Annotated in this window: 19 protein-coding genes; 10 read left to right on the forward strand and 9 right to left on the reverse strand. The window is 67.7% G+C overall.

Annotated elements, in window-relative coordinates; all coding sequences use genetic code 11:
• Positions 1–42 precede the first annotated feature (42 nt).
• Genes ACZ6J5_RS04035 through ACZ6J5_RS04050 form a run of 4 tightly spaced genes read left to right on the forward strand, consistent with a single transcriptional unit; the run spans position 43 to position 7,119 of the window.
• The gene (locus tag ACZ6J5_RS04035; RefSeq protein WP_469387329.1) at positions 43–1,536 is read left to right on the forward strand and encodes a type I restriction-modification system subunit M; all 1,494 of its coding nucleotides are present in this window, start codon (positions 43–45) and stop codon (positions 1,534–1,536) included.
• The gene (locus ACZ6J5_RS04040; RefSeq protein ID WP_469387332.1) at positions 1,533–3,038 is read left to right on the forward strand and encodes a type I restriction-modification system subunit M; all 1,506 of its coding nucleotides are present in this window, start codon (positions 1,533–1,535) and stop codon (positions 3,036–3,038) included. The genes ACZ6J5_RS04035 and ACZ6J5_RS04040 overlap by 4 nt, the downstream gene beginning before the upstream one ends.
• Positions 3,035–4,183: a restriction endonuclease subunit S gene (locus ACZ6J5_RS04045; protein ID WP_469387334.1), complete on the forward strand. Its 1,149-nt coding sequence runs from the start codon at positions 3,035–3,037 to the stop codon at positions 4,181–4,183. The genes ACZ6J5_RS04040 and ACZ6J5_RS04045 overlap by 4 nt, the downstream gene beginning before the upstream one ends.
• Positions 4,180–7,119, forward strand: coding sequence for a type I restriction endonuclease subunit R (locus tag ACZ6J5_RS04050; RefSeq protein ID WP_469387336.1), 2,940 nt, complete (start codon positions 4,180–4,182; stop codon positions 7,117–7,119). The genes ACZ6J5_RS04045 and ACZ6J5_RS04050 overlap by 4 nt, the downstream gene beginning before the upstream one ends.
• A gap of 135 nt (positions 7,120–7,254) precedes the next feature.
• Here the strand turns inward: ACZ6J5_RS04050 and ACZ6J5_RS04055 are convergent, their stop codons facing one another.
• Entirely contained in the window at positions 7,255–8,373 is a 1,119-nt protein-coding gene (locus ACZ6J5_RS04055; RefSeq protein ID WP_469387338.1) for a tyrosine-type recombinase/integrase, read from the reverse strand.
• A gap of 24 nt (positions 8,374–8,397) precedes the next feature.
• The gene (locus ACZ6J5_RS04060) at positions 8,398–8,898 is read right to left on the reverse strand and encodes a helix-turn-helix transcriptional regulator (RefSeq protein ID WP_365375588.1); all 501 of its coding nucleotides are present in this window, start codon (positions 8,896–8,898) and stop codon (positions 8,398–8,400) included.
• 121 nt (positions 8,899–9,019) lie between these two features.
• On the opposite strand from ACZ6J5_RS04060, the gene ACZ6J5_RS04065 reads away from it, so the two are divergent.
• The 4 genes from ACZ6J5_RS04065 (at position 9,020) to ACZ6J5_RS04080 (ending at position 13,600) form a co-directional block, all read left to right on the forward strand.
• Positions 9,020–9,214 carry a helix-turn-helix transcriptional regulator gene (locus tag ACZ6J5_RS04065; RefSeq protein ID WP_469387341.1) on the forward strand — a complete coding sequence of 65 codons (195 nt, stop codon included), beginning with the start codon at positions 9,020–9,022 and terminating at the stop codon, positions 9,212–9,214.
• Between the two features lie 520 nt (positions 9,215–9,734).
• A complete protein-coding gene (locus tag ACZ6J5_RS04070) occupies positions 9,735–11,018 on the forward strand; it encodes a DUF3631 domain-containing protein (RefSeq protein ID WP_469387343.1) in 1,284 nt (427 codons plus the stop codon).
• Positions 11,019–11,337: 319 nt separating this feature from the next.
• Complete coding sequence (locus ACZ6J5_RS04075) at positions 11,338–11,913, forward strand: MobC domain-containing protein (RefSeq protein WP_469387446.1); 576 nt, start codon at positions 11,338–11,340, stop codon at positions 11,911–11,913.
• Positions 11,903–13,600: a relaxase/mobilization nuclease domain-containing protein gene (locus ACZ6J5_RS04080; protein WP_469387344.1), complete on the forward strand. Its 1,698-nt coding sequence runs from the start codon at positions 11,903–11,905 to the stop codon at positions 13,598–13,600. The genes ACZ6J5_RS04075 and ACZ6J5_RS04080 overlap by 11 nt, the downstream gene beginning before the upstream one ends.
• A gap of 305 nt (positions 13,601–13,905) precedes the next feature.
• On the opposite strand, the gene ACZ6J5_RS04085 is transcribed toward ACZ6J5_RS04080, so the two are convergent.
• The 6 genes from ACZ6J5_RS04085 to ACZ6J5_RS04110 all read right to left on the reverse strand — a co-directional run bounded on the left by ACZ6J5_RS04085 (position 13,906) and on the right by ACZ6J5_RS04110 (position 19,398).
• Positions 13,906–14,661, reverse strand: coding sequence for a hypothetical protein (locus ACZ6J5_RS04085; protein ID WP_469387346.1), 756 nt, complete (start codon positions 14,659–14,661; stop codon positions 13,906–13,908).
• A gap of 182 nt (positions 14,662–14,843) precedes the next feature.
• Entirely contained in the window at positions 14,844–16,271 is a 1,428-nt protein-coding gene (locus ACZ6J5_RS04090; protein WP_469387348.1) for a hypothetical protein, read from the reverse strand.
• A gap of 123 nt (positions 16,272–16,394) precedes the next feature.
• A complete protein-coding gene (locus tag ACZ6J5_RS04095; protein ID WP_469387350.1) occupies positions 16,395–16,940 on the reverse strand; it encodes an HAD domain-containing protein in 546 nt (181 codons plus the stop codon).
• Positions 16,941–16,975: 35 nt separating this feature from the next.
• A complete protein-coding gene (locus ACZ6J5_RS04100) occupies positions 16,976–17,656 on the reverse strand; it encodes a class I SAM-dependent methyltransferase (protein ID WP_469387351.1) in 681 nt (226 codons plus the stop codon).
• Between the two features lies 1 nt (position 17,657).
• The gene (locus tag ACZ6J5_RS04105; RefSeq protein WP_469387352.1) at positions 17,658–18,569 is read right to left on the reverse strand and encodes a phosphotransferase family protein; all 912 of its coding nucleotides are present in this window, start codon (positions 18,567–18,569) and stop codon (positions 17,658–17,660) included.
• Between the two features lie 79 nt (positions 18,570–18,648).
• A complete protein-coding gene (locus ACZ6J5_RS04110) occupies positions 18,649–19,398 on the reverse strand; it encodes a hypothetical protein (RefSeq protein ID WP_469387354.1) in 750 nt (249 codons plus the stop codon).
• A gap of 223 nt (positions 19,399–19,621) precedes the next feature.
• Here ACZ6J5_RS04110 and ACZ6J5_RS04115 point away from each other — a divergent pair, with 223 nt between their 5' ends.
• Together ACZ6J5_RS04115 and ACZ6J5_RS04120 are read left to right on the forward strand one after the other, a co-directional pair.
• Complete coding sequence (locus ACZ6J5_RS04115; RefSeq protein WP_469387356.1) at positions 19,622–20,974, forward strand: tetratricopeptide repeat protein; 1,353 nt, start codon at positions 19,622–19,624, stop codon at positions 20,972–20,974.
• 35 nt (positions 20,975–21,009) lie between these two features.
• Positions 21,010–21,507, forward strand: coding sequence for an NUDIX domain-containing protein (locus tag ACZ6J5_RS04120; RefSeq protein ID WP_469387358.1), 498 nt, complete (start codon positions 21,010–21,012; stop codon positions 21,505–21,507).
• Between the two features lie 68 nt (positions 21,508–21,575).
• Here the strand turns inward: ACZ6J5_RS04120 and ACZ6J5_RS04125 are convergent, their stop codons facing one another.
• A complete protein-coding gene (locus ACZ6J5_RS04125) occupies positions 21,576–22,514 on the reverse strand; it encodes a restriction endonuclease (RefSeq protein ID WP_469387360.1) in 939 nt (312 codons plus the stop codon).
• Positions 22,515–22,613: the final 99 nt, after the last annotated feature.

Consider the following 22,613-nt stretch of genomic DNA (forward strand, 5'->3'; position numbering starts at 1 on the left):
GTGGGGCCGAGTGCAGTCGGTGCGGGGGAGCAGGAGCTTCCGATGCCTTTGACGCTGGGGGAGCTGGAGTCGTATCTGGCGAAGGCGGCTGATCTGCTACGGGGCAGCGTCGATCAAGCGGACTTCAAGGCGTACATCTTCCCGTTGATGTTCTTCAAGCGGATCAGCGATGTGTACGACGAGGAGTACGTCCGAGCGCTGGACGAGTCTGGTGGCGACCACACGTATGCGGCGTTCGAGGAGAACCACCGGTTCAGCATCCCCGATGGCTGCCACTGGGCGGACGTGCGCGAACGCACCGAGAACGTCGGTGAGGCCCTCAAGACCGCCTTCCGCGGTATCGAGCAGGCCAACCAGGGCACGCTGTACGGCATCTTCGGCGGCGCGACCTGGACCAATAAGGACAAGCTGCCGGACAGCAAGCTGATTGACCTGATCGAGCATTTCTCGATCAAGACCCTTTCGATCTCCCAGGCCGCTCCCGACGTGCTGGGGCAGGCGTACGAGTACTTGATCAAGCGGTTCGCCGACCAGTCCAACAAGAAGGCCGGCGAGTACTACACCCCGCGCGAGGTGGTCACGCTACTGGTCAGCATCCTTGACCCCCAGGAGGGGGAGACGGTCTATGACCCGGCCTGTGGCACCGGCGGCATGCTGATCGAGGTCATCCAGCACATCAAGGCCCGCGGCGGTGACCCGAAGACCGTGCTCGGAAGGCTGTACGGCCAGGAGAAGGTGCTCACCACCTCTGCGATCGCCCGGATGAACCTGCTGCTGCACGGCATGGAGGACTTCCACGTCGAGCGCGGCGACACGCTGCGCGACCCGGCCTACTTCGACCACAGCCGGTTGGCGAGGTTCGACTGTGTGATCGCCAACCCGCCGTTCTCGTTGAAGAACTGGGGCCACGAGCAGTGGGCCTCCGACCCGTGGGGCCGTAATGAGTTGGGCGGGGTGCCGCCGAAGGGGTACGCCGACTGGGCCTGGGCCCAGCACATGCTCACCTCCGCTGTACCCACCGGAGGAAGGGTCGCGGTCGTCCTTCCGCAGGGCGCCCTGTTCCGCCAAGGCGCCGAGGGCCGCGTTCGCGAGCACGTCCTCAAAACCGGCTTCGTGGAGGCCGTCATCGGCCTGGCGCCCAACCTGTTCTACGGCACCGGCCTGGCCGCCTGTGTGCTGATCCTGCGTCGCCAGCGCCCCGCCGAGCAGCAGGACAAGGTGCTCTTCGTCAATGGAGAGTCGCTCTTCAAGCGCGGCCGCAACCAGAACACCCTTGAGCCCGACCACGCTGAGACCCTCTTGAAGGCGTATCAGGAGTACGCCGACCAGTCCGGCCTGGCCGCGGTCGCGACCTTGGACGACATCAAGGCCAACGGCTGGAACCTGAACATCCCGCTGTACGTCGAGCCGGCCGAGGCCGGCGAGCAGATCACCCTGGAGCAGGCCTTGGCCGACCTGGAGACCGCCCACGCGAAGGCCCGCGAGACCCGCGCAGCGCTGGAGGTCGAGCTGGCGAAATGGGGGCTGGGCGCATGACCGCGACGAGCCCGAAGCGGATCACCCAGCGGGAACTGGAGTCCTACTTGTGGGGCGCCGCAGTGCTGCTGAGAGGGCTGATCGACGCCGGCGACTACAAGCAGTACATCTTCCCGCTGGTGTTCCTCAAGCGCCTCTCCGACGTCTACGACGAGGAACACGCCGCCGCCCTTGAGGCATATGGCGACGAGGAACTCGCCGACCTCCCGGAGAACCACCGCTTCACCATCCCTGACGGCGCCCACTGGGCGGACCTGCGCAAGGCCACCAGCAATGTCGGCACCGCGCTCAAGGCCGCGATGCGGGCCATCGAGTCCGCCAACCCTGACACCCTCCCCGGCGTATTCGGCGACGGCGAGTGGACCAACAAGGACCTGCTCCCCGACTCGACCCTCTCGGACCTGATCGAGCACTTCTCGACCAAGACGCTGTCGGTGGCGAACCTGCCCGAGGACGAGCTCGGGCAGGGCTATGAGTACCTGATCAAAAAATTCGCCGACGACTCCGGCCACACCGCCCAGGAGTTCTACACCAACCGCACCCTGGTGCACCTGATGACGCTCATGCTTGAGCCCCAGCCCGGCGAGTCTGTATACGACCCGACCTGTGGCACCGGCGGCATGCTTATCTCCACCGCGGCCGAGGTCAGGCGTCAAGGAAAGGAGTGGCGAAACCTGCGCCTGTATGGCCAGGAGCTCAACTACGGCACCTCTGCCATCGCCCGTATGAACCTGTTCCTGCACGGTGTCACTGACAGCCGCATCGCCCATGGCGACACCCTCGGCAGGCCTGCTTTCCTCAACGCCCGCGGCGGCCCGCAAACCTTCGACGTCGTCCTGGCCAACCCGCCCTACTCCATCAAGGCATGGAACCGCGACGCGTTCGCCAAGGACCCCTACGGGCGCAACATGTGGGGCCTACCACCCCAGGGGCGCGCCGACTACGCCTTCTTCCAGCACATCGCCAAGAGTCTGGACCCCACCACTGGGCGTTCCGCGATCCTCTTCCCCCACGGGGTCTTGTTCCGCCGTGACGAGGCCGCCATGCGCGAGCGGCTGGTCAAGTCCGACCTGGTCGAGTGTGTGCTAGGCCTCGGCGAGGGCCTGTTCTACAACTCCCCGATGCCGGCCGTCGTCGTCATCCTGCGGACCCGCAAGCCCACCGAGCGCCAAGGCAAGGTTCTCTTTATTAACGCCCTCAATGAGGTCTCCCGCGAACAAGGGCAGGCCTTCCTGCGCGATACTCACCAGCAGAAGATCCTCGATGCTTACCGTGGCTTCACGGACCTCAAGCAGTTCGCGACGGTTGCTACGCTCGATGAGATTGCGGCTAAGGGCTTTAGCCTGGCCATTCCGACGTACGTCGGAATGGCCGTGGACAGAGGCGAGGGAGAACAGCTCGACCTCACCGAGGCCCTCGCTGCCTGGCGTAATTCTGCTCAGAGCTCTGATGTGGCCGTCGTCGATGTCCTGTCCCTGATGCGAAGGGATGCCTTGGCATGAGCCTGAACCTCGACAAGACCGCTTGGAAGCGTGTCACCCTTAGTGATGTGGTCAGGCACGTCACCGACCGCGTCGACGCCGAGACCTCTGGTCTGGAGCGGTTCCTCGCTGGCGAACACATTCCCAGCGGCAGTCTCTCGATCGCCGACTGGGGTGTTATCGGGCGCGACCCGATAGGGCCGATGTTCTACAAGCGGTTCAAGCCAGGCCAAGTCCTCTACGTCTCCAGGCGAACATATCTTCGCAAAGTCGCCGTCCCGGAATTCGAGGGCATCACAGGCGAGAAGACCTTCGTACTGGAGACCCTCGACGAGAACTTGCTCCTGCAGGAGTTCCTTCCTTTCGTCCTCTCGGCCGAGAGGTTCCACGCGTATGCGATCGCCCACTCACGTGGCTCGGTCAACCCTTACCTGAACTGGGGCGAGCTGGCCGCGTATGAGTTCGACCTCCCTCCCCTCGACGAACAGCAGCGTCTTGCTGACCTGCTCTGGGCGCTGGAGAGGTACAGGTTGAGCATCCGGGAGCGAGCTGAACGTGTTTGGGATGCGGCGGCCGTCGTGCTTCGTCATGCGTGGGAGGCTGAACACAAGTTCGCCATCGGAGATATCGGCGATTGTGTTACGGGTTCGACGCCTTCGAAGGCGAACGCCGACTACTGGAACAGTGAGGATGTTCCCTTCTACACGCCATCCGAGATCGATGGTGAGTTCATCGCGTCCGCTAGGCAGCGTGTGAGTCTCGCTGGCGCGAAAGCGGGTCGGATGGTGTCGAAGAATGCAGTCGCTGTCGCATGTATCGGTGGCGATCTTGGCAAGTCCGCGGTCGTTACCGAGCCAGGTATCTCAAACCAGCAGATCACGTCCATCGTTGGACTACCGGCCGACGACGCTGAACTTCTGCAGGCCATCCTGGCTCATCCACGTGGCCGTGCAGCGCTGCAGGCTCGAGAGACCACCACAATCGTGCGTAAGCTCAACAAGAGCGATCTCATGAAGGTCGAGGTTCCGTGGCCTGCGGATCGCAGGCCCTTGCACGCGGCCATCCGGGCAAGACGCATCGCAACCGTAGGTGCCAATGCTGAGGCATCTCGACTCGCAAGATCCCGAAGTGGACTTACTGCTGAGATATTTGGAGGTGCAAAATGACCTTCAACGAGGCGAACACCGTCAGGGACTTCGTTCGGGATCTGGTGGAGTCGGTCGATGTACGGTTCGTGCCGGGGAGCAATCTGCCGCGGCGCACCGATGAGGTGTTGTTGGAGCAGCAGGTGCGGGAGGCGTTAATCCGCCTCAACCCGACCGTCGAGGCGGATCCGCGTCTGGCCGATGAGGTGATCTACCGGCTGCGCGCGATCCTGGTCTCCGCGCGCAACACGCCGAATCCGGTGGTGGCGAACGAGGAGTTTGCGGCATGGCTCACGGGGCAGAAGTCGATGCCGTTCGGGCCCGACGGCGAGCATGTGACCGTCAAGCTGATCGACTTCGACCACCCCGGCGAGCACAGTGCGAACAACTGGATCGTCTCCACCGAGGTGCCCTACGGGGTCGGGCGACTGGAGCGGCGCTTCGACCTAGTGATCTGGTGCAACGGGTTCCCCCTCGTCGTGGGGGAGGCGAAGTCGCCGGTGAGGCCGGCGTACTCCTGGATCGACGCTGCCGCGCAGGTCAAGGAGGACTACGAGGTCAACGTGCCGGCGTTCTTCGTGCCGAACGTGCTCAACTTCGCCACCGAGGGCAAGGACTTCCGCTACGGCTCGGTCGGGATGCCGGTGGAGCTGTGGGGGCCGTGGCGAGCGGATGAGCCACGTGACGACCACACGCCGGTGAAGGTGGGCCTCTCGGTGGTCAAGGAGGCGGTCGCGGGCGTTCTGGATCCAGACGCGATCTTGGGCTTCCTGCGGTTCTTCACGCTGTTCGCGACCGACAAGAAGCACCGCAAGATCAAGGTGATCGCGAGGTACCAGCAACTCCAGGCGACCAACCTGATCGTGGAGCGGGTGCTGCACGGGCAGATCAAGCAAGGGCTGATCTGGCACTTCCAGGGGTCGGGGAAGTCGCTACTGATGGTTTTCACTGCGCAGAAGTTGCGCGCAACGGCAGGGCTGACCTCACCGACGGTGATCATCGTGGTCGACCGGATCGACCTGGACACCCAGATCACCGCGACGTTCAATGCCTCGGACGTACCGAACCTCGTCTCAACGGAGTCCCGCAAGGAGCTGCAGGAGCTCCTGGCTGCGGGCGCGCGGAAGATCATCATCACCACGATCCACAAGTTCGGCGAAGTTCCCGGTGTGTTGGACGCGCGCGCCAACATCATCGTGATGGTCGACGAGGCTCACCGCTCCCAGGAGGGCGACTACGGCCGCAAGATGCGCGAGGCGCTTCCCAACGCGTTCTTGTTCGGGCTGACCGGGACGCCGATCAACAAGCGTGACCGCAACACGTTCATGTGGTTCGGAGACGAGGCCGACGAGCACGGGTATCTCTCGCGCTACTCCTTCTCCGACTCCATCCGGGACGGCGCCACCCTGCCGCTGCACTTCGAGCCGCGCCTCTCGGAGATCCACCTGGACGAGGAGTCGATCGACGCGGCCTTCGCCGAGCTCGCCGACCGCCACGGGCTTTCTGAGGAAGACCGCACCACCCTGTCGAAGAAGGCCGCCTCCTTGGAGGTGCTGATCAAGGCCCCCGACCGGGTCCGCAAGATCGCCGCCGACATCGCCGGGCACTTCACCACGAAGGTCGAGCCGCAGGGCTTCAAGGCGCAAGTCGTGGTCTACGACAAGGCCACCTGCGTGGCGTACAAGGAAGAGCTTGACCGCCTGCTCGGCCCGGACGCGTCCACGATCGTGATGTCCACCAGCCGAGGTGACAAGCCGACGTGGAAGCAGTGGACACCTGGTCGGGAGGAGCTGGAGCGAATCACCGCCCGCTTCAACGACCCGGCGGACCCGTTGAAGATCATCATTGTGACCGCGAAGCTGCTCACCGGCTTCGACGCCCCGATCCTCTATGCCCAGTACATTGACAAGCCTCTGTACGAGCACACCCTGCTCCAAGCAATCTGCCGCACGAATCGGGTCTATCCGCCGGCGAAGACCCACGGCCTGATAGTGGACTACCTAGGCATCTTCGACGACGTCGCCAAGGCCTTCGAGTTCGACGACAAGTCTGTCCAGCAGGTCATCTCCAACATCGCTGTACTCCGCGAGCAGCTCGGCCCCGCGATCGAGGCTGCTCTGGCGTTCTTCCCGGGTGTCGACCGCACCGTCGGCGGCTATGAGGGCCTGATCCAGGCGCAGACCGCGATCGACTCCGATGAGTCCCGCGACGCCTTCGGAGCCGCGTACAGCGTCGTTGCCCAGCTGTGGGAGACCCTGTCCCCGGACCCGAGCCTGTCCGAATGCGAAGCGGACTACCGCTGGCTGACCGACGTCTACCAGTCCGTGCAACCCGCGGACGTCACCGGCCGACTGGTTTGGCACACGCTGGGCGCCAAGACCCTTGACCTCATAAACGAGCACGTCACCGTCGAGGTCCCCCGCACCGACCTGGACACCATCGTCCTCGACGCGCAGGTTATCGAGGACCTGATGACCGGCAACCGCAAGGACATCGACCCTGTCGAGGTCGAGAAGTGGATCACCGCCCGCATTGCCAAGCACGTCGGCAACCCGGCCTTCGTAGAGCTTGGCCAGCGGTTGAATGCTCTGCGCGAGAAGTACACCCACTCTCAGCAGGCATCGCTGGAGTTCCTCAAGGAGCTCTTCGCGCTGGCGCGTGACACGGTCGCAGCGGAGAAGGCCGTCGCCGAGGTGCCCCGCGAGGAGCGTGGAAAGGCCGCCTTGACCGACCTCTTCGAGACGCTCAAGGGCGAGGAGACCCCGATCATCGCCGAGAAGGTCGTCGACGAGGTTGACTCCGTCGTCCGTACCGTCCGCTTTGACGGCTGGCAGGACACAAACGAAGGTGACCGCCTAGTCCAACAGGCGCTCCGCAAGGCGCTCTACATTAAGTTCAAGATCCGCGACCAGGAAGTCTTCGAGAAGGCGCTGGGATACATCCGGGAGTACTACTAGAGTCGCCGAAGTCCTGGGAGTCTCAGGCTCCGCTGCGGGGAATTTGCAGCGGAGCAGGACGGGCGGCTTTCACCGTCCGCACCGAGTCGGCAGCGTGCTGGCTTCGGCCAGCGGGGGGGGGAGGGGGGGAAGCCGCTATGCCACTTCAGTGGCAAGCGTCTCGCCGTTTGGAGGGCAGTCCGCGTACGCCTTGTCGACGGCGGCCCGGGTCCGCTCCTCGGAGTCGGGCCACAGGTGGGTGTAGATGTTCAGCGTCATGGCCGCGTTGGTATGGCCGAGGCGCTCGGAGACCGTCTTCACGGACTCGCCGTGCTTGATCAGCAGGCTGGCGTAGTGATGCCGCAGGGCGTGAGGTCCGGTGCCTTTCGCTATGCCGGCCTTCGCGCAGGCGGGCCGCCAGGAGGCGTCCATGAAGTGCGTGTAGACCACGGGTCCGCCTTGCGGCCCCGTGAAGATCCAGCTCTCGGGCCCGTCGGCGGGGAAGTCCCGCAGGTGGGCCTTCATCGCATCCACCGCCATGCGGGGGAGCGGGACCGTGCGGTGCGAGCGCGCGGTCTTGGGCGGGCAGACGTACACGCCGTGCTTGGCGGTTTGCTGGATCTGCTGCTCGACCGAGACCGTTGCGTGCACCAGGTCGAGGTGGCGGACCTGGAGGCCGAAGAGCTCGCCGGGGCGGAGCCCGGTGGCCGCGCCGAGCAGCACGAGGCCCTTGTATCGGGCGGGTATCTCCTCGGACAGAGTCCGCACCTGCTCGACGGCCAGCGGCACGATCTTCTTCCGTGGCACCGAGGGCAGCTTCGCCTCGGCGCACGGATTGTGAGGGATCATGCGGTCACGGACGGCCGCCCGGAAGACGGCGTTGACCGTGTTGAAGACTGTCCGTGAGGTGCTGGCGGCCAGCCCGTGCGTGGTGGTCAGGCTGGTGACCCAGCTCTGTACGTCGCCGGGCTTGATGGCGCCGAGTGCCCGCTTCTCCCAGGCCGGGTAGACGTAGCAGCGCAGGTGCTGGGCGACCGCCTTGGCCGTGGAAGGCCGGTGCGGCTGGATGGCCCGCCATTCCTCCGCGTACTCCTTGAAGGGCTTCTTCGCCGATCGCGGGTCGACGTACTGGCCGGTGACCATGCTGGCCGTGACCTCGTCGAGCCACCGCTGGGCGTCGATCTTGCGGTCGAAGTGGCGGGCGTGCTCCATGCCGTCGAGGTCGCGGTAGCGGGCCCGCCATTTGCCGTTCGGGCGCTTCTGGATGTTGGCCAAGTGGTCTCTCCTTCGTGTCGGTTGTCAGTAGTGGCCGCCGTCCGCGATGTCGTTGCTGAGCGTGCGAGCGTCGCGCTCGTCGCCCATGAGGCGGAGGCACTGCTCGTGGATCGCCCGCGAGCTGTCCGGGTGGGCCTTGATGTGGTCGGCGATGGCGACCACTGCGTGATGCAGGCGGTCGCGGGCGTCGCGGGTCTCGTAGAACGCCTCGACGGCCTCTTGGACGAGCCGCCGGCTGGCGATGTCGAGCCCCTCCAGGGGCGGCGACATCAGTTCTTCGAGGGGGAGCTCGAAGACGCGGGTGAAGGCGAGGGCCTCGTCAAGGTTGATACGGCGGCGGGGGGTGCCGTTCTCGATGCGCCAGACCGCTGTCTGGTTCATCTTGACGCCGGCTCTGGTCACCCGCTCCGCCAGTTCGGTCGTGCTCCATCCTCTGACCTCGCGCTCCAGAGCCACGCGCGCGGCCACGTTTCCCTCGCTGTAGAGCAGCGGCACCTCGCCGCCTTCGGGCCTGTCGCCTGCCATCGAACCTCCATCACCACCGTAGCTATCCGAATTGAAACATGGGCTTCCCGATTTGGGTAACCAGGGATCGTCGGGTACAACTCTATTCAGATCGAATCGCCACCTAGCCGAATGGGAATGCATGCGATACCTGACCACCTCCGAGGTCGCCGAGCGCTACCGCACAGCCGAGAGCACCGTCCGCTACTGGCGCCACATCCAGAAGGGGCCGCGCGGCATCAAGATCGGCAAGCGGGTGCTCTACCCCGAGGCCGAGCTGCTGCGCTACGAGCGCACGCTGATCGACGGCCAGGAGGAATGGGGCCTGGCCTCGTGAGCCGCCGGCAGCCCCGGACACAACAACGGCCCCCGGCGCGCCAACGCCGAGGGCCGGAGATTCCCCTGCGCGTCGCCCATCCCTGAACGAACGAACCGGTGAAGGGCGGGACCTTGCACGTCCCGTCCCTCACCTGAGAGGAACGTCGATGGAGGACTCTACGTCCCCCGCCACCTCGAACACATCCGACAAGGTCGTCTGGCCTGCTGCTGCGGTCCCCGGCCAGGGCATCCCGTGGTTCGGTCCGGACCGAGCGGACGGCCGGTCCGGCTCTCCGGGGACCGGTGACCGACCGGACCGTGCCGCTGGTCCGGTCGGTCCGGGACCGGACCGACCCGCGACCGAAACCCGGACCGAAGTTCCGGTCAACCCGGACGAGGAACCCGGACCGGCGGAGAACGCGCAGCTCAGCGGCCTACCGGACCGGACCGGGAACCCGGACCGTGGACCCGGTCCGGAAGCCGAGGACCGGGCGGAGAGTTCTGGTCGGTCGGCCGACGAACCCGGACCGCCGGTCCCGGTGGACCACGGTGCTGCGGGGACGGTTGCCGAACCCGGACCGGAAACTGGGGACCGCAAGCGCGCCGGCCTCACGGCGGACCGGGACCAGGACGGGACCGCCGTACTGGACGAGCTGCGCGCCGCGATCGGCCGGTACGTCGTACTGCCGAGCGAGGAGGCACTGACTGCGGTCACCTTGTGGGTGGCGGCCTCCCACATCCAGCCCGCTCTCCAGCACGCGCCGCGTCTGGCGGTGGTGGGGCCGACCAAGGGGTGCGGCAAGTCGCGTGTCCTGGACGTGCTCCACGAGACCGTGTCCCGGCCGATGATGACGGTGAACACATCGCCGGCGGTGGTCTTCCGGATCATCGGCGAGGACCCGCCGACGCTGCTGGTGGACGAGGCCGACACCATCTTCGGCCCCAAGGCCGGGGACAAGGAGGACCTCCGGGGTCTGCTGAACGCCGGGCATCAGCGCAACCGCCCCGCGTGGCGGATCTCCGGCCCGGACCACAAGCCCACCGCGTTCCCGACTTTCGCCATGGCTGCGCTGGCAGGCATCGGCGACCTGCCGGACACGATCATGGACCGCGCCGTCGTGCTCCGCATGCAGAAGCGCAAGCCCGGCGAGAAGGTCGCTCCCTTCCGGTCCCGGCACTCCGTCCCGGAACTGAACGCGCTGCGCGACCGACTGGCCGCATGGCTGACCCCGCTGCGCGGGGCAGCGCACCGCCTGGTGCCACCGATGCCGGTCGAAGACCGGGCCGCGGACACCTGGGAGCCCCTGGTGATCGTCGCCGACCTGGCCGGCGGGCACTGGCCCTCGCGGGCCCGTGCGGCCTGCCTGGCGATGACGCGGAACGAGGTGGTCCAGGACGAGCAGACGACGCTGAAGACGCGGCTGCTGCGGGACATCCGCCGCGTGTTCGAGCAACAGGGCGACACGGAGGCGCTGCGCAGCCAGGACCTGCTCGCCGCGCTCATTCAGGACGCGGAGGCGCCGTGGGCCGAGTACGGGACGAAGGGCCTGAACGCCTACCACCTGGCCAACCTGCTGCGCGACTTCGGCATCAGCCCGGCCAACCACCGCTTCGAGAACGGCAGGCAGGCCAAGGCGTACGCCCGCAACCAGTTCCTCGACGCCTGGGCCCGCTACTGCCCCGACCCCGCCCTCCCAGCTGCCGGTCCGGCGCAGTACACCCCACCTGTACGCCCGACATGGGGCAAGCCTCCGGCCCCGTCGGCAGGCACCCTCCCCGTCGGCCCGCCCAGTAGCAGAACCGGCCCCGCACGCACCCGCTGACCGCCCCCAGGTCCGTATCACTCCGTCGCATCCGTCCCCGCGCAGGTCAGCGCGGGGACGGAGCTCCTCGCCGATACGGATCACTCCGTACCTGCGGCTGCCTCCGTACCTGTCCTGACCAGCTACGGGACGGATGCAACGGACGCGACGAAGCCCCACCCCACACAACCACCGGAGCACCACCATGCCCGAACCGAGCACCGACAACGCCCCCACCCGCCGCCGCAAAGGGCTCTTCGGCCTGCCCCGCCGATCAGCAGCAAGCTGGAGCGAACGAGCCTCTAACGAGGCTTCGTCCGCGCTTGCCCCCGCCCCAGGGGTGGCGGAGGAGGAAGCCGAGCGCCAGGGGGCGCCCGAGCTGGAGGAGGGCATAGCCGAGACCAGCTGCCCGTCCGCAGCCGACTCCGTCGCCCCTCGTACTCAGCCGCCGGCCGATATCCGGCCGCCCGTCGAGCAGCCTTCCTGGCGGGGCCTCGATGCCCCCGTCCTGCCCGCGCTGATGAACCGCAAGCGCACGGTGGAGAAGCGCGACCAGGAGAAGACCATCCGCTTCACGCGGACCGCGGTCGGTGTGATCAGCGCCGCCGCTCACCAGCGCGGTCAGAAGTTCGCCGGATTCGTCGGCGACGCCGCCCTCGCCGTCGCCCTCGGCAAGGCGGGGCTGGTCGGCAGCCCGGAGGACGACCCGGTCCGCCCGCTGATCGAGGCCGTCGAGGCGCACACGGTCGCGCTGAACCGCATCGGCGGCAACCTCAACCAGATCACCGCAGCCATCCACCGAGGAACGGTGCCCGAGCGCGCCGAGGCCGTACTGGACCGCGTCGAGCAAGCGGCCGAGAGCAGCTACCGGCTGATCGACCAGCTCCTGACGGAAGGCACCGTGCATGGTTCCTGACGTCTCCACCGGCTCCGACACCCGCGGACTGATCGTCTACCTCTTCGGCCCCGGCCGCCACGACGAACACACCGACCCTCACATCGTCGCCGCCTGGGACATGGCCGGCGCCCCCGACCCCGGCCGCGACCCGGCAGCCACCTACACCCAGCTCGCCAAGCGCCTCGACACCCACGTCGACCTGCGCACCCGCGAACTGGGCGGCAAGAAACCACCCCAGCACGTCTGGCACTGCCCGGTCCGCACCGCGCCCGGCGACCGCTACCTCACCGACACCGAGTGGGCCGAGGTCGCCCGCCGCATCGTTCACGCCACCGGCATCGCCCCCGAAGGCGACGACAAGGCATGCCGGTGGATCGCAGTTCGCCACGCCGACGACCACATCCACCTCATGGCCACCACCGTCCGCGCCGACGGACGCCGTCCCCGCACCCACTGCGACGGACAGCGCGCCCAAGCCGAATGCCGCAAGATCGAGGCCGAGTTCGGCCTGCGCCGCCTGAAGTCCGGCGACCTCACCGCGCCCCGCACCCCCACCGGCGCCGAACGCGCCAAGGCCGAGCGCCAGTACCAGACGGTCACGGCACGGCACTGGCTGCGCGAGCAGGCGTACACAGTCGCCTCCGCGGTACGAACCGAAGCCGACTACTTCACCGTGCTGCAGTCTCTCGGCATCAAGGTCAAAACACGCCTCGGCCCCGAGACCGGCGACGTCATCGGTTACAGCCTCGCCGCCCCCGGCGACACCAACGCGGCTGGCGAACCTGTCTGGTACGGCGGCTCCAAACTCGCCCCCGACCTTTCCATCAACCGCCTACGCGAACGCCTCCCCGACCAGGACATGGCCGACCGCCCCCGGCATATGGCGGACCCTGCCGACCCATGGTGGCACACCACCACCGCCATAGACACGGCACGCACCGGCCTCGACTCCGGTGACGATGCCGCCGCCCAGGGCCACCTGGCCGCCTTCGGCGACGCCCTGTACAACATCGCCAGCGCCACAACCGGCCCTCACCGGGCGGAACTGCGTTCAGCGGCGATGGCGTTCAACCGCGCCCGCCGCTCCGCCACCCGCGCTGACCACGAGGCCGCCACCGCCCTGCGCAAGGCCGCCAAGGAACTCGCCTACGCCTCCAACGAGCCGGGCGGACTCGCCATCGCCCTGCTCTTCGCCACCGTGCACCTGGCCCGCGCCGCCGCCAAGTGGCACGAACAGCGCGGCCACGAGCAGCAGTCCGCTGCGGCCGAGGAAGCCCTCCGCCACCTCCAGGCGGGCTACCAGCAGGCCGCCCCACCCGTCCTGGCCGACCTGGCCCGCCGAGCACCGCGAGCCGCGACCGCCCGCCGCTTCGAACAGGACGTTCACGCGGCCCTCCCCGACCACGCCGACCGGATCCTCGCCGACCCCACCTGGACCGCCCTGACCACAACCCTCGCCTACGCCGAAACCGCCGGCCATAGCCCCCGACGCCTCCTGGCCGAGGTGGGCACCCAACGGGAACTCGACAGCGCCGAGCACCCCGCCGAGGTCCTCAACTGGCGCATCACCGCTCAACCGAACAGGCGGACGCAAGCGGCTCGCAGCCGAAGCACGATCAGCGGATCGCCGCCCATGTCCGCCACGCCACACCCTCCGGCCACACCAGTGGCCACGAGGCCCGAAGAGCGCAGTCGACACCGCTGACACCGCGGCCCGATGTCCTCGCCACACGTCGTGGCGGGGACATGCGGGCGATTCAACGGCCGGCTGCTTGCCAGCCACAAAACTGCTCACACTGATTCCCCACGCGCTCCGGTGGACAGGTGTGTCGCTTCGGTCGGCCTCGCACTCAAGTGAGGCCGAGTGGCTTTGTCGCCGAGAGGCAGCAGCGTTTGTTGGTCACCGCCGAGAACAGTCCGTTGGCGACAGGAAGCATGTTGCTGAGTTCTGGTAGCGCGCCGATGCTTGCTTCTTTCCGTCTCGCGTGCCTAATGCCCCGGGGCAGGTGCTTACGGCGTGGGCCAGGTGCCGAGTGCTCGGGCCAACCGGTCGCTGTGTTCGCGGGTGATGCCTTGGGCGAGTCGGACTCCGCACCGCGGGCTGTGGGGCTCGTCGCAGTGCAGGATGCCGGGAAAGTGCTGGGCGGTACCTGAGAGCGGGGAGGGTGAGGGCAGGGCCCATTCCGCCGGCTCCCACAAGGGGTGGTCGTGGAGGAGGGCATCTGCCACCTCAGGCGCCTGGTCCTCGGCGACGCCCACCCGGAGGAGCGCGTCGCCGATCAGTGTGGCCGCGGCAGTGGGCAGGTTGCTGTCTCCGAGGGCCGGAAGCAGAAGCAGCAGGCGGGTGTGCGGTGCGTGGACGCCGGGAGCCTTGGGGTCGGGAGTGTCGGCGATGTGCGTGAGCTCGCGCCAGGACAGTCCAGGGCCGGCCTGGTGCCCGTCGATGGTGGCCAGGTGACCGTGCCGGTCCCACTCGGGGTGGGAGATGAAGTACTCCGTGCCCAGGTCGTCGGCGAAGTTGCGGCCCACGATGAGCGCGCTGTGGCCGTCGGCGAACGGGATGCGGAAGACCGGCCAGCGCTCCTCATCGGTCAGGGCCTCGTACGCGGCGTCCGTGTTGGCCTCGTCAGCGCCGAACCACAGCGGATCCGGTTCGTTCTCCTCGGTCTGGCACATCCACAGCAGGTAGGCAGCCCAGAACCCCGGCAGAGCCAGCAGATCCTCCGCCGCAACGAGAGGGACGTCCTCGTATCCATCGATCAGCACGCGCCCAGGGTGCGACCTGGCTCTGACAGGCTCTGCACCATCCAGCCCCCCGGTGCGCAGTCGCAGGTGCTCTTACTTCTCGCCGACATCCCAGACGACGGTGATCACGAAGTGTTCCTGAACATCGCCAACAACCGCTCTCGTTTAGGACCTATGCAGCCAGCCGACCGGCGGACCACGCTTCAGGAGCAGTTCCACTCCTCGCTGGGTAGCGCGTGCCACAGGTCGAGCCAGTCGTGAAGGAGGAAGAGGGGGCGGGTCAGGACGACGTCGCCGGCCCGCTGGGAGCGGATTGCCAGGCCGAGGTCGGCGAAGACCGGATCGCCGGCGACGCTGTACGCCAGGCTGCCGGGCCGTGTTGTGCGGTGGACGAGCCAGTCCTCCACGTGGGAAGGTGCGCAGCCGGTCAGCGGGGCCGCTTCCAGTCTCACCTGGGGGCCGGTGAGGGCGTCTGCTGCGACGCACCCCAGGCGGCCGTTGTGGAAGAGGGCTCTGATCCCGCTCTCGGCGAAGTCGGCGTAGTTGAGCTGCTGGTCTTCGCCGTGTTGGGAGTAGGACGAGACGGCCGGTCCTTCGCCGAGAGCACGGGTGATCTCCTCCAAGGTCATCCCGAAGTGCAGGGGGCCGACTCCTACGTACGGCGTGAACGTCCACTCGGCGCGCTCCTCCTCCCGAGCGATCCGCCACGGGCCGCGGTACCCCACCTCGCTCCCCGGGGCGGCCACGGGCAGCTCGGGTGTCGGCTCGTGCAGGGCGGCCGGTATGGGTGCGGTCCGGTGCCCACGCTGGCGGCCGAGTCGTTCCGGGGCCGCGGTGTCCTCGGGTTTCCCTTCCAGCCAGCGGATCGCCTGCTCCTGCTCCTGGCCGCCGAAGGGGTCCTCCGCCAACTCGCCTGCCCGGTCCAGGGCAGCGCGGCGCTCCTCCTCCGCGGTGACGAGACCGGTGACGTCCTCGCCCCAGGCAGCGAGCCGTTCCCGGGCGATCCACCGGTAATACGAGTCCGCGCTTACGGCAAGGACCTCGCGCACGGCGGGCGCGTACCGGGGTACGGCCGAGGCGAGGGCGGGGTCGGCCAGGAGCAGGGCGGTGGCCGCGAGCGCGGCCTCCCTCACCAGTGGATCGTTGTCGTCGCAGAAATCCGCGATGCGGTCGTGGAGTATTGGCCTCGCTGTCCGGGCGGCAGCCAGATCCTGCGCCGTGCCGACGCCGTCCTCGACGTCCAGACGGGAGATGTCGGCGAACGAAGCAAGCCAGTTCAGCAGTTCGGCGCGAAGCGACCGCCGACCGGCCCTGCGCTCCCACCGGTCTTCGGCGAGGGTGCGCGGATCGTCGAGAAGACGAGCGAGGACCAAGGCCGCCGGAGCGGTCGCCGGAGACACCTGCTCCCGATTGAGGAGCAGCCGGTACAGATCCTCCACCGCCCGCCCCCGGCGGGCCGGGTCGGTGGCGAGCACAGCGCCGAGGATGTCCGGTGTGTCAGGCACACTGTGCTGGCCCGTACAGACGTGCGGCAGCTCCTCCCATGCGGTGCTGGCGAGCTCTGCCTGTGCTCTGGGTGGCAGGGAGCCGGCGGGAGCATCAGGAAGGTCTGGAGTCGTCTCGTTGATCACGGCCGCAGTGTTCCAGCCGACTCCGACATCAGCGCAGCCGATACGTGCCACAGACCGCAGACGGCTCACGCTCGAGCAACACTCTGATGCCCTCGCTGCTCGTGGCAGCGAGGGCATCAGTCGTCAGGCGGCGCGGGTTGTGGGTAACTGCGCGACCCACTTCGTGACCTCGGTCAGGTGCTCGGGGTGTAGACCGAGGCGCGGGTCGGGCTGAATGAGGAGGGTCGCTGTTCCCTTCGCAGTGCGCTCCGCCGCCCATTCATGGTCGAGGCCGGTGAAGTCGTCGTCGATCCAGACGGCGGGGGCGTCGCCGAGCCAGGCGTCGACGTGGTCGCGCTTCCACAGGTAGCCGTTGGGGTGGCTGGTGGTGATCTGCGGGCGCGGGAGATCGACGTACGACAGGGTTGGAAGGCCGAGGAGCGGGCCGATGAAGGTGATGGCGTCCTGGCGCCAGCTGGTGCACCAGACCGGGGTGATCAGGCCGGTGCGGATCACGTCCATGAGCATGGGGCCGTGGGCAGGGTCGAGCCAGACGGTGACCGGGTTGTCGGCGCTCCGGCCGGTGGGGACGACGTCGTGGCGGGCGTGGGTGGCCGGGGTCGAGCCGTCCGCGTTGGGGAACGGTATGAGGACGCCGTCGATGTCGAGGAGCAGGTAAGGCGGGCGCATCGGTTCCTCCGGGGGAAGCCGGGGCGAATGGCTGGTCAGAGCTTGCGGGCGCGGATCAGCAGGGTGGTGGGCCAGTAGCCCATGCGGGGGTCGTGGAACTCCTGGGCCGAAGTGAGCCAGAAGCCCGCCTGGCTGAGGCGCTTCTCCCACCGGTCCGTGGAGAACTCCCAGCGGGCGATGGGGAGCCGGGTGCGGTCGGGAAGGGTGACGTGGTCGCGGCGAGGACGGTCGTCACCCGAAGGGCTTCGGCCGCCACGCTGCGGGTGCGGGACGGAGAAGGCGAGCACCCGGCCGGGCGTGAGGCGCTGGGCGATGGCCGGGAGCAGGAGCTCGGGGGCGACGAGGCCGACAGCGCCGAAGACGGAGTAGATCGCGTCGAACTGCTCGTCAGAGGCATGCAGGTAGTGCAGGGCGTGGCCGGCAACGAAGGTGAGATTGTTCAGTCGGCCGTAGTGGGAGCGGGCGCGGCGGACCTGGAGGCCGACCAGGTCGACGCCGGTGACGTGGGTGGCGAGGTGGGCGGCGTTGTGGCCGGGGCCGCAGCCGAGTTCCAGGAGTCGCTTGCCGCGCAGGTCGGGGCCGAGGACGTCAGCCCCGGGCCCCTGGCCGGGTCTCGTGGTCCACTCCATCCGGGCGGGTACGGAGAGGGGTTCGGCGAGTCCAGCGGCGGTGCGCTGGAGCGCGTGGGCGTGCCAGGGGGATGCCTGGGCGAGCACGTCAGATCTCCAGGAGGTGGAGGACGTCGGTGAGGTGGCGGCGGACGGCCTTGAGGTAGGCGGGGTCGGTGGCCGGGTCGTTGATCCAGCGGATGGACTGCTCCATGAACCACTCGACGGCCCACATGCGGTGCCAGCCCAGGGCCCAGTTCTCGGCGGTGAGCCCGCCGCGCGGGACGAGGGCGTCGGGGGTGCCGCCGGCGGTGACGTACTGCTCCAGGAAGACGCGCAGGCGGACGGGGTGTGGGGGCTCGATGGTGCCGTGCCAGCTGGCGAGGTCGAGCAGGCCGGGGCCGGTGAAGGCGCGTGCGAAGTCGAGGAGCCGCCAGCCGCGCTCGCCGATGTGGAGGCTGGTGGGGTGGAACTCGGAGTGCACCCAGCCGAACGGTTCCAGCGTCGCTCCGGCCGAGCGGGTCTCGGCGGCCTGGACGATCCGGTCGAGCGTGTCCTCGACGTCGCCGGCGTCCTGCCACCGGTCGGCCTTGCGCAGCCGTTCGAGCTGTTCCAGCGCCCGGACCGGAAGTGCGCGCAGGCGCTCCTGGCCGAGGACGGGCAAGGGCGGAGCCGTACGGGTGCCGTGCAGGATCACGGCCGCGGCGACACCGTCGAGGTCGTCGGCCTCGCGTACGGACGGTCCGAGGTCCTCCATGAGCATGCCGAGCCAGCCGTCCAGGACGGCGGAGGCGTGGACCTCAGGGACTAGTACGCCGAGGGTACGGGCCAGGCGGAGGGCCTGGTCCTCGCAGTCGAAGGGCTTCTTGGCGTACTTGAAGATGGCCGTAGAGCCGTCGGGAAAGGCCACGCGCTCGACGCCGGACATGGACCACACACGTACCTCCTTCCGTGCGGCGGTGGTCTGGCCGGTCGCGGTGAGCAGGTTGTCGAGGAGTTCGGCGCTGGGGTTCGTGGTCACGGGAGGGCTCCGGGGATGGGTGGTGGCGTCCGGGGCGGGCGAGGAGTGCCGGCCCGCCCCGGAGCCTGATCGGGTGGGGTTACGCGGCGGGGTTCACGCGGTGGGCGTAGACCTGCTCGATCCAGCCCGCCTTGAACGCGGCGAGGTCGTCACGGAAGTTCGCCATCGAGGCACCGTAGGGCGCGACCACGCCGCCGGACTGGTCCGGCACGGACTGGCAGCCGTGCACGAGCCGGCCGCCGAGCGCGGCGTGGGCCTTGATGGACTCGATCCGGCGGTGCTCGTTGAACCAGCCGCCGTGGTAGACCTCGTCGAGCATCCCGCCCATCTCGTCGTCCAGGTCGAAGACGACGGAGGTGGCGGCGGGGAAGAACCAGCACGGGCCGACGTTGGAGATGTGCCCGTCCAGGTCCACCTTGTTGAGCGCCATGAGCGTGGCCGCCTCGCGGAGCATCCGCAGGTGGTCGGCGGTGATCTGCGGCAGGCCGAGGCCGGCCAGGTGCTCCTCGCGGAAGAGGTACGCGTACACCTCGTACGCGGTGGCCACGACGCGGGCGGCGTCGGAGGTGGACTCGCTGTGCTGCTTGATGAAGTCGAGCGCGAGCTGCTCGACCGCACTCTCGGTCGTCGCGTCCACGTCCAGGAGCTGGGACTTGACCAGCTCCCAGTCGGCGACGAGCCAGGTGTTCGACTCGAAGCGGAAGAAGTACTCGGCCGGGTCGATCGTGATGCGCCGGCCGTCGACCTGGATACCAGGCAGGCGGCTCCAGCGCGGGTCGAACGCCTCGGGCAGTTCGACCGTGATGGCCGTGGTGTCGATGGTGGTCACCGTGTCTCCGTCTCTGATCGGCCGGGCTCGGGCACAGGAATGCCCGAGCCCGGTGTGGGCGTACGGAACTTCGGGGTGCCGCCCGGACCAAGGGGGAGCCTGGATCACGGTCGTGCCGTTCCGGGCGGCTGCTGATAAGTGAACCGCTGGTCACGCTCAGTGGGTACGGTGGAAGGCAGTTGAAGCGGTATACGCGGTTTACAGCTCCAGGGCGGAGGCGATCGTGGCGGCGCAGAGAGAACCCAACTCCCCTCTGCGCGATGCCATCGACGCGGTCGACTGCACCTACGAGGCCCTCGCCAGAGACGTGCGGCGCATCGCCGCCGAGAACGGCGAGATCCTCCAGACCAACAAGTCGGCCATCTCGCACTGGGTGAACGGCACCCGAGCCCCGTCCGGCCGGGTAGGTCAGTACCTGGCCGAGGCGCTGTCCCGCCGAGCGGGGCGCACGATCACCCAGACCGAGATCGGCCTCCAGGCCGGTGATGGCGATGCGCCGGCGGAATCCGACCCTGTCCTCGCCGCCACCGACCTGGGCCGCGCCGACGTCGAGCGCCGCCGCTTCCTCGCCATCGCGGCCTTCACCACCGCCGGCGTCGCCACGCTCGGCTACGACCACGAAGCCACCGCCCGCATGCTCCGCGCCCGCACCGGCACGTCCATGGTCGGCACGGAGGACGTGGACGTCGTACGGCAGATCACCGCAGCCTTCAGCGCCGCCGACGAGCGCCTCGGCGGCGGGCACGGCCTGACCACCGTCACCGCGTACCTCGCCGACACAGCCGCTCCCATGCTGCGCGGACGCTTCCCCAGCGAAGCCTTACGCCGGGCCGCCTTCGGAGCCGTCGCCGAACTCGCCTACCTCGCAGGGTGGAAGCACCACGACCTCGGCCAGGAAGGCGCCGCCCAGCGCTACTACCAGGTCGGCTACAAGCTCGCCTGCGAAGCCGATCCCCACGGTCACGCTGCCTGGATGATGCGCGCCCTCGCCCACCAGGCCCTGAGCCTCAAGCAGCCCCACCACTGCGTCGACCTCGTCGAAGGGGCCCTGAAGCGCGGCCTCGGCCACGTCGACGGCCAGACGGAAGCACTCCTCCACATCACCCACGCCCGTGCCTACGCCGCCATCGACGAGAACTCGTCGGCCGCACGCGCCCTCCTCGCCGCCGAGGACGCCCTCCTACGGGACGACGGTCCTCAGCCCAGCTACTCCCGTGTGAGCGGCCCGGCCGCCGGCACCGTCGCCAGCCACACCGCCCGCACCCTGACCGACCTCGCGGACCACATCGGCACCGAACAGCAGCACCGAGACGCCCTCACCCGCTGGGACCCCGCGAAGTACAAGCGCGTCCATGCCCTCACCCACGCAGACCTCGGCGACAGCCTCGCCGCCCAGGCCCGCGCCGACGAAGCCGTCGCCGCTTGGACCCAGGCCCTGGTCCTCATGGAGGGCATGACCTCCGACCGCACCCGCAAGGCGATCACGTCTATCCGATCCACCTTGGCGCTCTACCAGCGCCGCAAAGTGCCCGGTGCCGCCGTTCTCGCCCGCCGCGCCCGCGAGGCCCTCGCCTAACATGCCCAACAACCCGCCCTACGAAGGGAACTCTCGTGCCCCAGCAGACCCACGACCAGCCGAAGGCCCTCAAGCCGGCACTGGAATCCATGACCCTGCTGGTCGCCGCCGTCATCGTCCACGACAAGGCCACCAACCGCGTCGTCTTGCTCCAGCGCAGCGAGAACGCCAAGTTCGCCCAGGGCATGTGGGACCTCCCCGTCGGCAAGAGCGAACCGGGCGAGCCCATCACCGAAACCGCGGTCCGCGAGCTCTACGAGGAGACCGGCCTCACGGTGAAGCCCGAGTCCCTCAAGGTCGCCCACATCATCCACGGCGCCTGGGGCGTTGAAGCTCCCAACGGCTTCCTCACGGTCGTCTTCGCCGCCCACGAATGGACCGGCGAACCCGAAAACCGCGAACCCCGCAAGCACTCCAAGGTCCGCTGGGTCGACGCCAACGCCATCCCCGCCGCCTTTGTCGACACAACTGCCAGCGCTCTCCATCAGTACCTGCGCGGCAGTTGTCAGGTGTCACTTGACGGGTGGCGTTAGTTGCGGACCCTGAATGTGGGTGCAGGGCCTTCCGTCGACTCTGGCTTGACGGCGACGGGCTGTTTCGGCTATTCGCCCGGGAACATCGTGGCCGGAAAGTAGCAGCTTCCGGTCTCATTCGCGTGACGCTTTTTGCGTCGCAAAAGTTCGTCGAGCGTGAGGCGTCCGTCGAGAACATAGAAGAAATCTAGGCCCTCCATCGTCAGGAATGGTGTACTCTCCCTGTACGCTTCTCGGGCTCCGCTAGTGAATCCATTTACGCTAATAAAGATTCCAAGCGAATTTTTTCCCTTCCGCCTCACCTTCTCGTTGAAGCTGTAGAGATGGTGGGGCTGAATCGCCTCCTGCCACCACTTGGCCTCAACGATGTAGTCGTCCGTGTCGAAGGTGAGTGAGCCGTCGATTTGCTCGTACTCCAGGCTGTATGACAGGCGCGGTTCCATGTCGAACAGCCTGAAGACGTCATTCAGGAATGGCTCGAAGAGCCTGCCGGCCTTCTGGCGATTATCCATGCGCTCCAGTTCGAGGAAGCGTTCTTTGAGGGCGGTAAGCCTAGCTTCAAAGCCATGCTGGGCCTCCACCACGGCGCGGTACGTGAGAAGCTCGTCATCGAACTGCGACTGTTGCTCGTGGGCAATGCGCTGGCGGTCCAACAGTCCCCTGAGATGGTCGACTGCTTCCTTTGCCTCGGCGATCAGTGATTCGGCGCTCTCGTGCCGTTTCAGTGCAGGGAAGATCGTCAGCTGAGAAACCTCCGCCATCATTCGAAGTGAAAGGTCGCGGTATTGGCTCTCATTTGCCATCAACCGGTCCACGAACTCATCTGCGGTTGCCCATTTGTAGCCGCTGAAGTCCATGTGGGCCAGCAGTGAAGGGTGGTCTGTGGCCCACAAGCGGATGAATCGTTCGAGGTCGCGCTTGTACCAGAAGATCGACTTAAGCGCGCCGGCCAGGGCTCCGTAGGCGGCTGGGCTGATCGGCTGCGCTGGTTTCGGCGTGCTCGTCATCCCTTGTCCGACCTCCCAGTCTCCGTGCGGGCTGCTAACGCCTGGTCAGATGATGCTACAGAGGGGAGTCGGGTGCTCACCTGCCTTCGCGTCGGATTG

This window comes from Streptomyces sp. NPDC042100 (genome assembly GCF_055582325.1).

Bases quoted from the DNA above. Each gene is read 5' to 3' on its own strand.
- ACZ6J5_RS04065 (WP_469387341.1), top strand. From the start codon at position 9,020: ATGCGATACCTGACCACCTCCGAGGTCGCCGAGCGCTACCGCACAGCC.
- ACZ6J5_RS04095 (WP_469387350.1), bottom strand. From the start codon at position 16,940: ATGCGCCCGCCTTACCTGCTCCTCGACATCGACGGCGTCCTCATACCG.
- ACZ6J5_RS04125 (WP_469387360.1), bottom strand. From the start codon at position 22,514: ATGACGAGCACGCCGAAACCAGCGCAGCCGATCAGCCCAGCCGCCTAC.
- ACZ6J5_RS04035 (WP_469387329.1), top strand. From the start codon at position 43: ATGCCTTTGACGCTGGGGGAGCTGGAGTCGTATCTGGCGAAGGCGGCT.
- ACZ6J5_RS04040 (WP_469387332.1), top strand. From the start codon at position 1,533: ATGACCGCGACGAGCCCGAAGCGGATCACCCAGCGGGAACTGGAGTCC.
- ACZ6J5_RS04045 (WP_469387334.1), top strand. From the start codon at position 3,035: ATGAGCCTGAACCTCGACAAGACCGCTTGGAAGCGTGTCACCCTTAGT.
- ACZ6J5_RS04060 (WP_365375588.1), bottom strand. From the start codon at position 8,898: ATGGCAGGCGACAGGCCCGAAGGCGGCGAGGTGCCGCTGCTCTACAGC.
- ACZ6J5_RS04080 (WP_469387344.1), top strand. From the start codon at position 11,903: ATGGTTCCTGACGTCTCCACCGGCTCCGACACCCGCGGACTGATCGTC.
- ACZ6J5_RS04050 (WP_469387336.1), top strand. From the start codon at position 4,180: ATGACCTTCAACGAGGCGAACACCGTCAGGGACTTCGTTCGGGATCTG.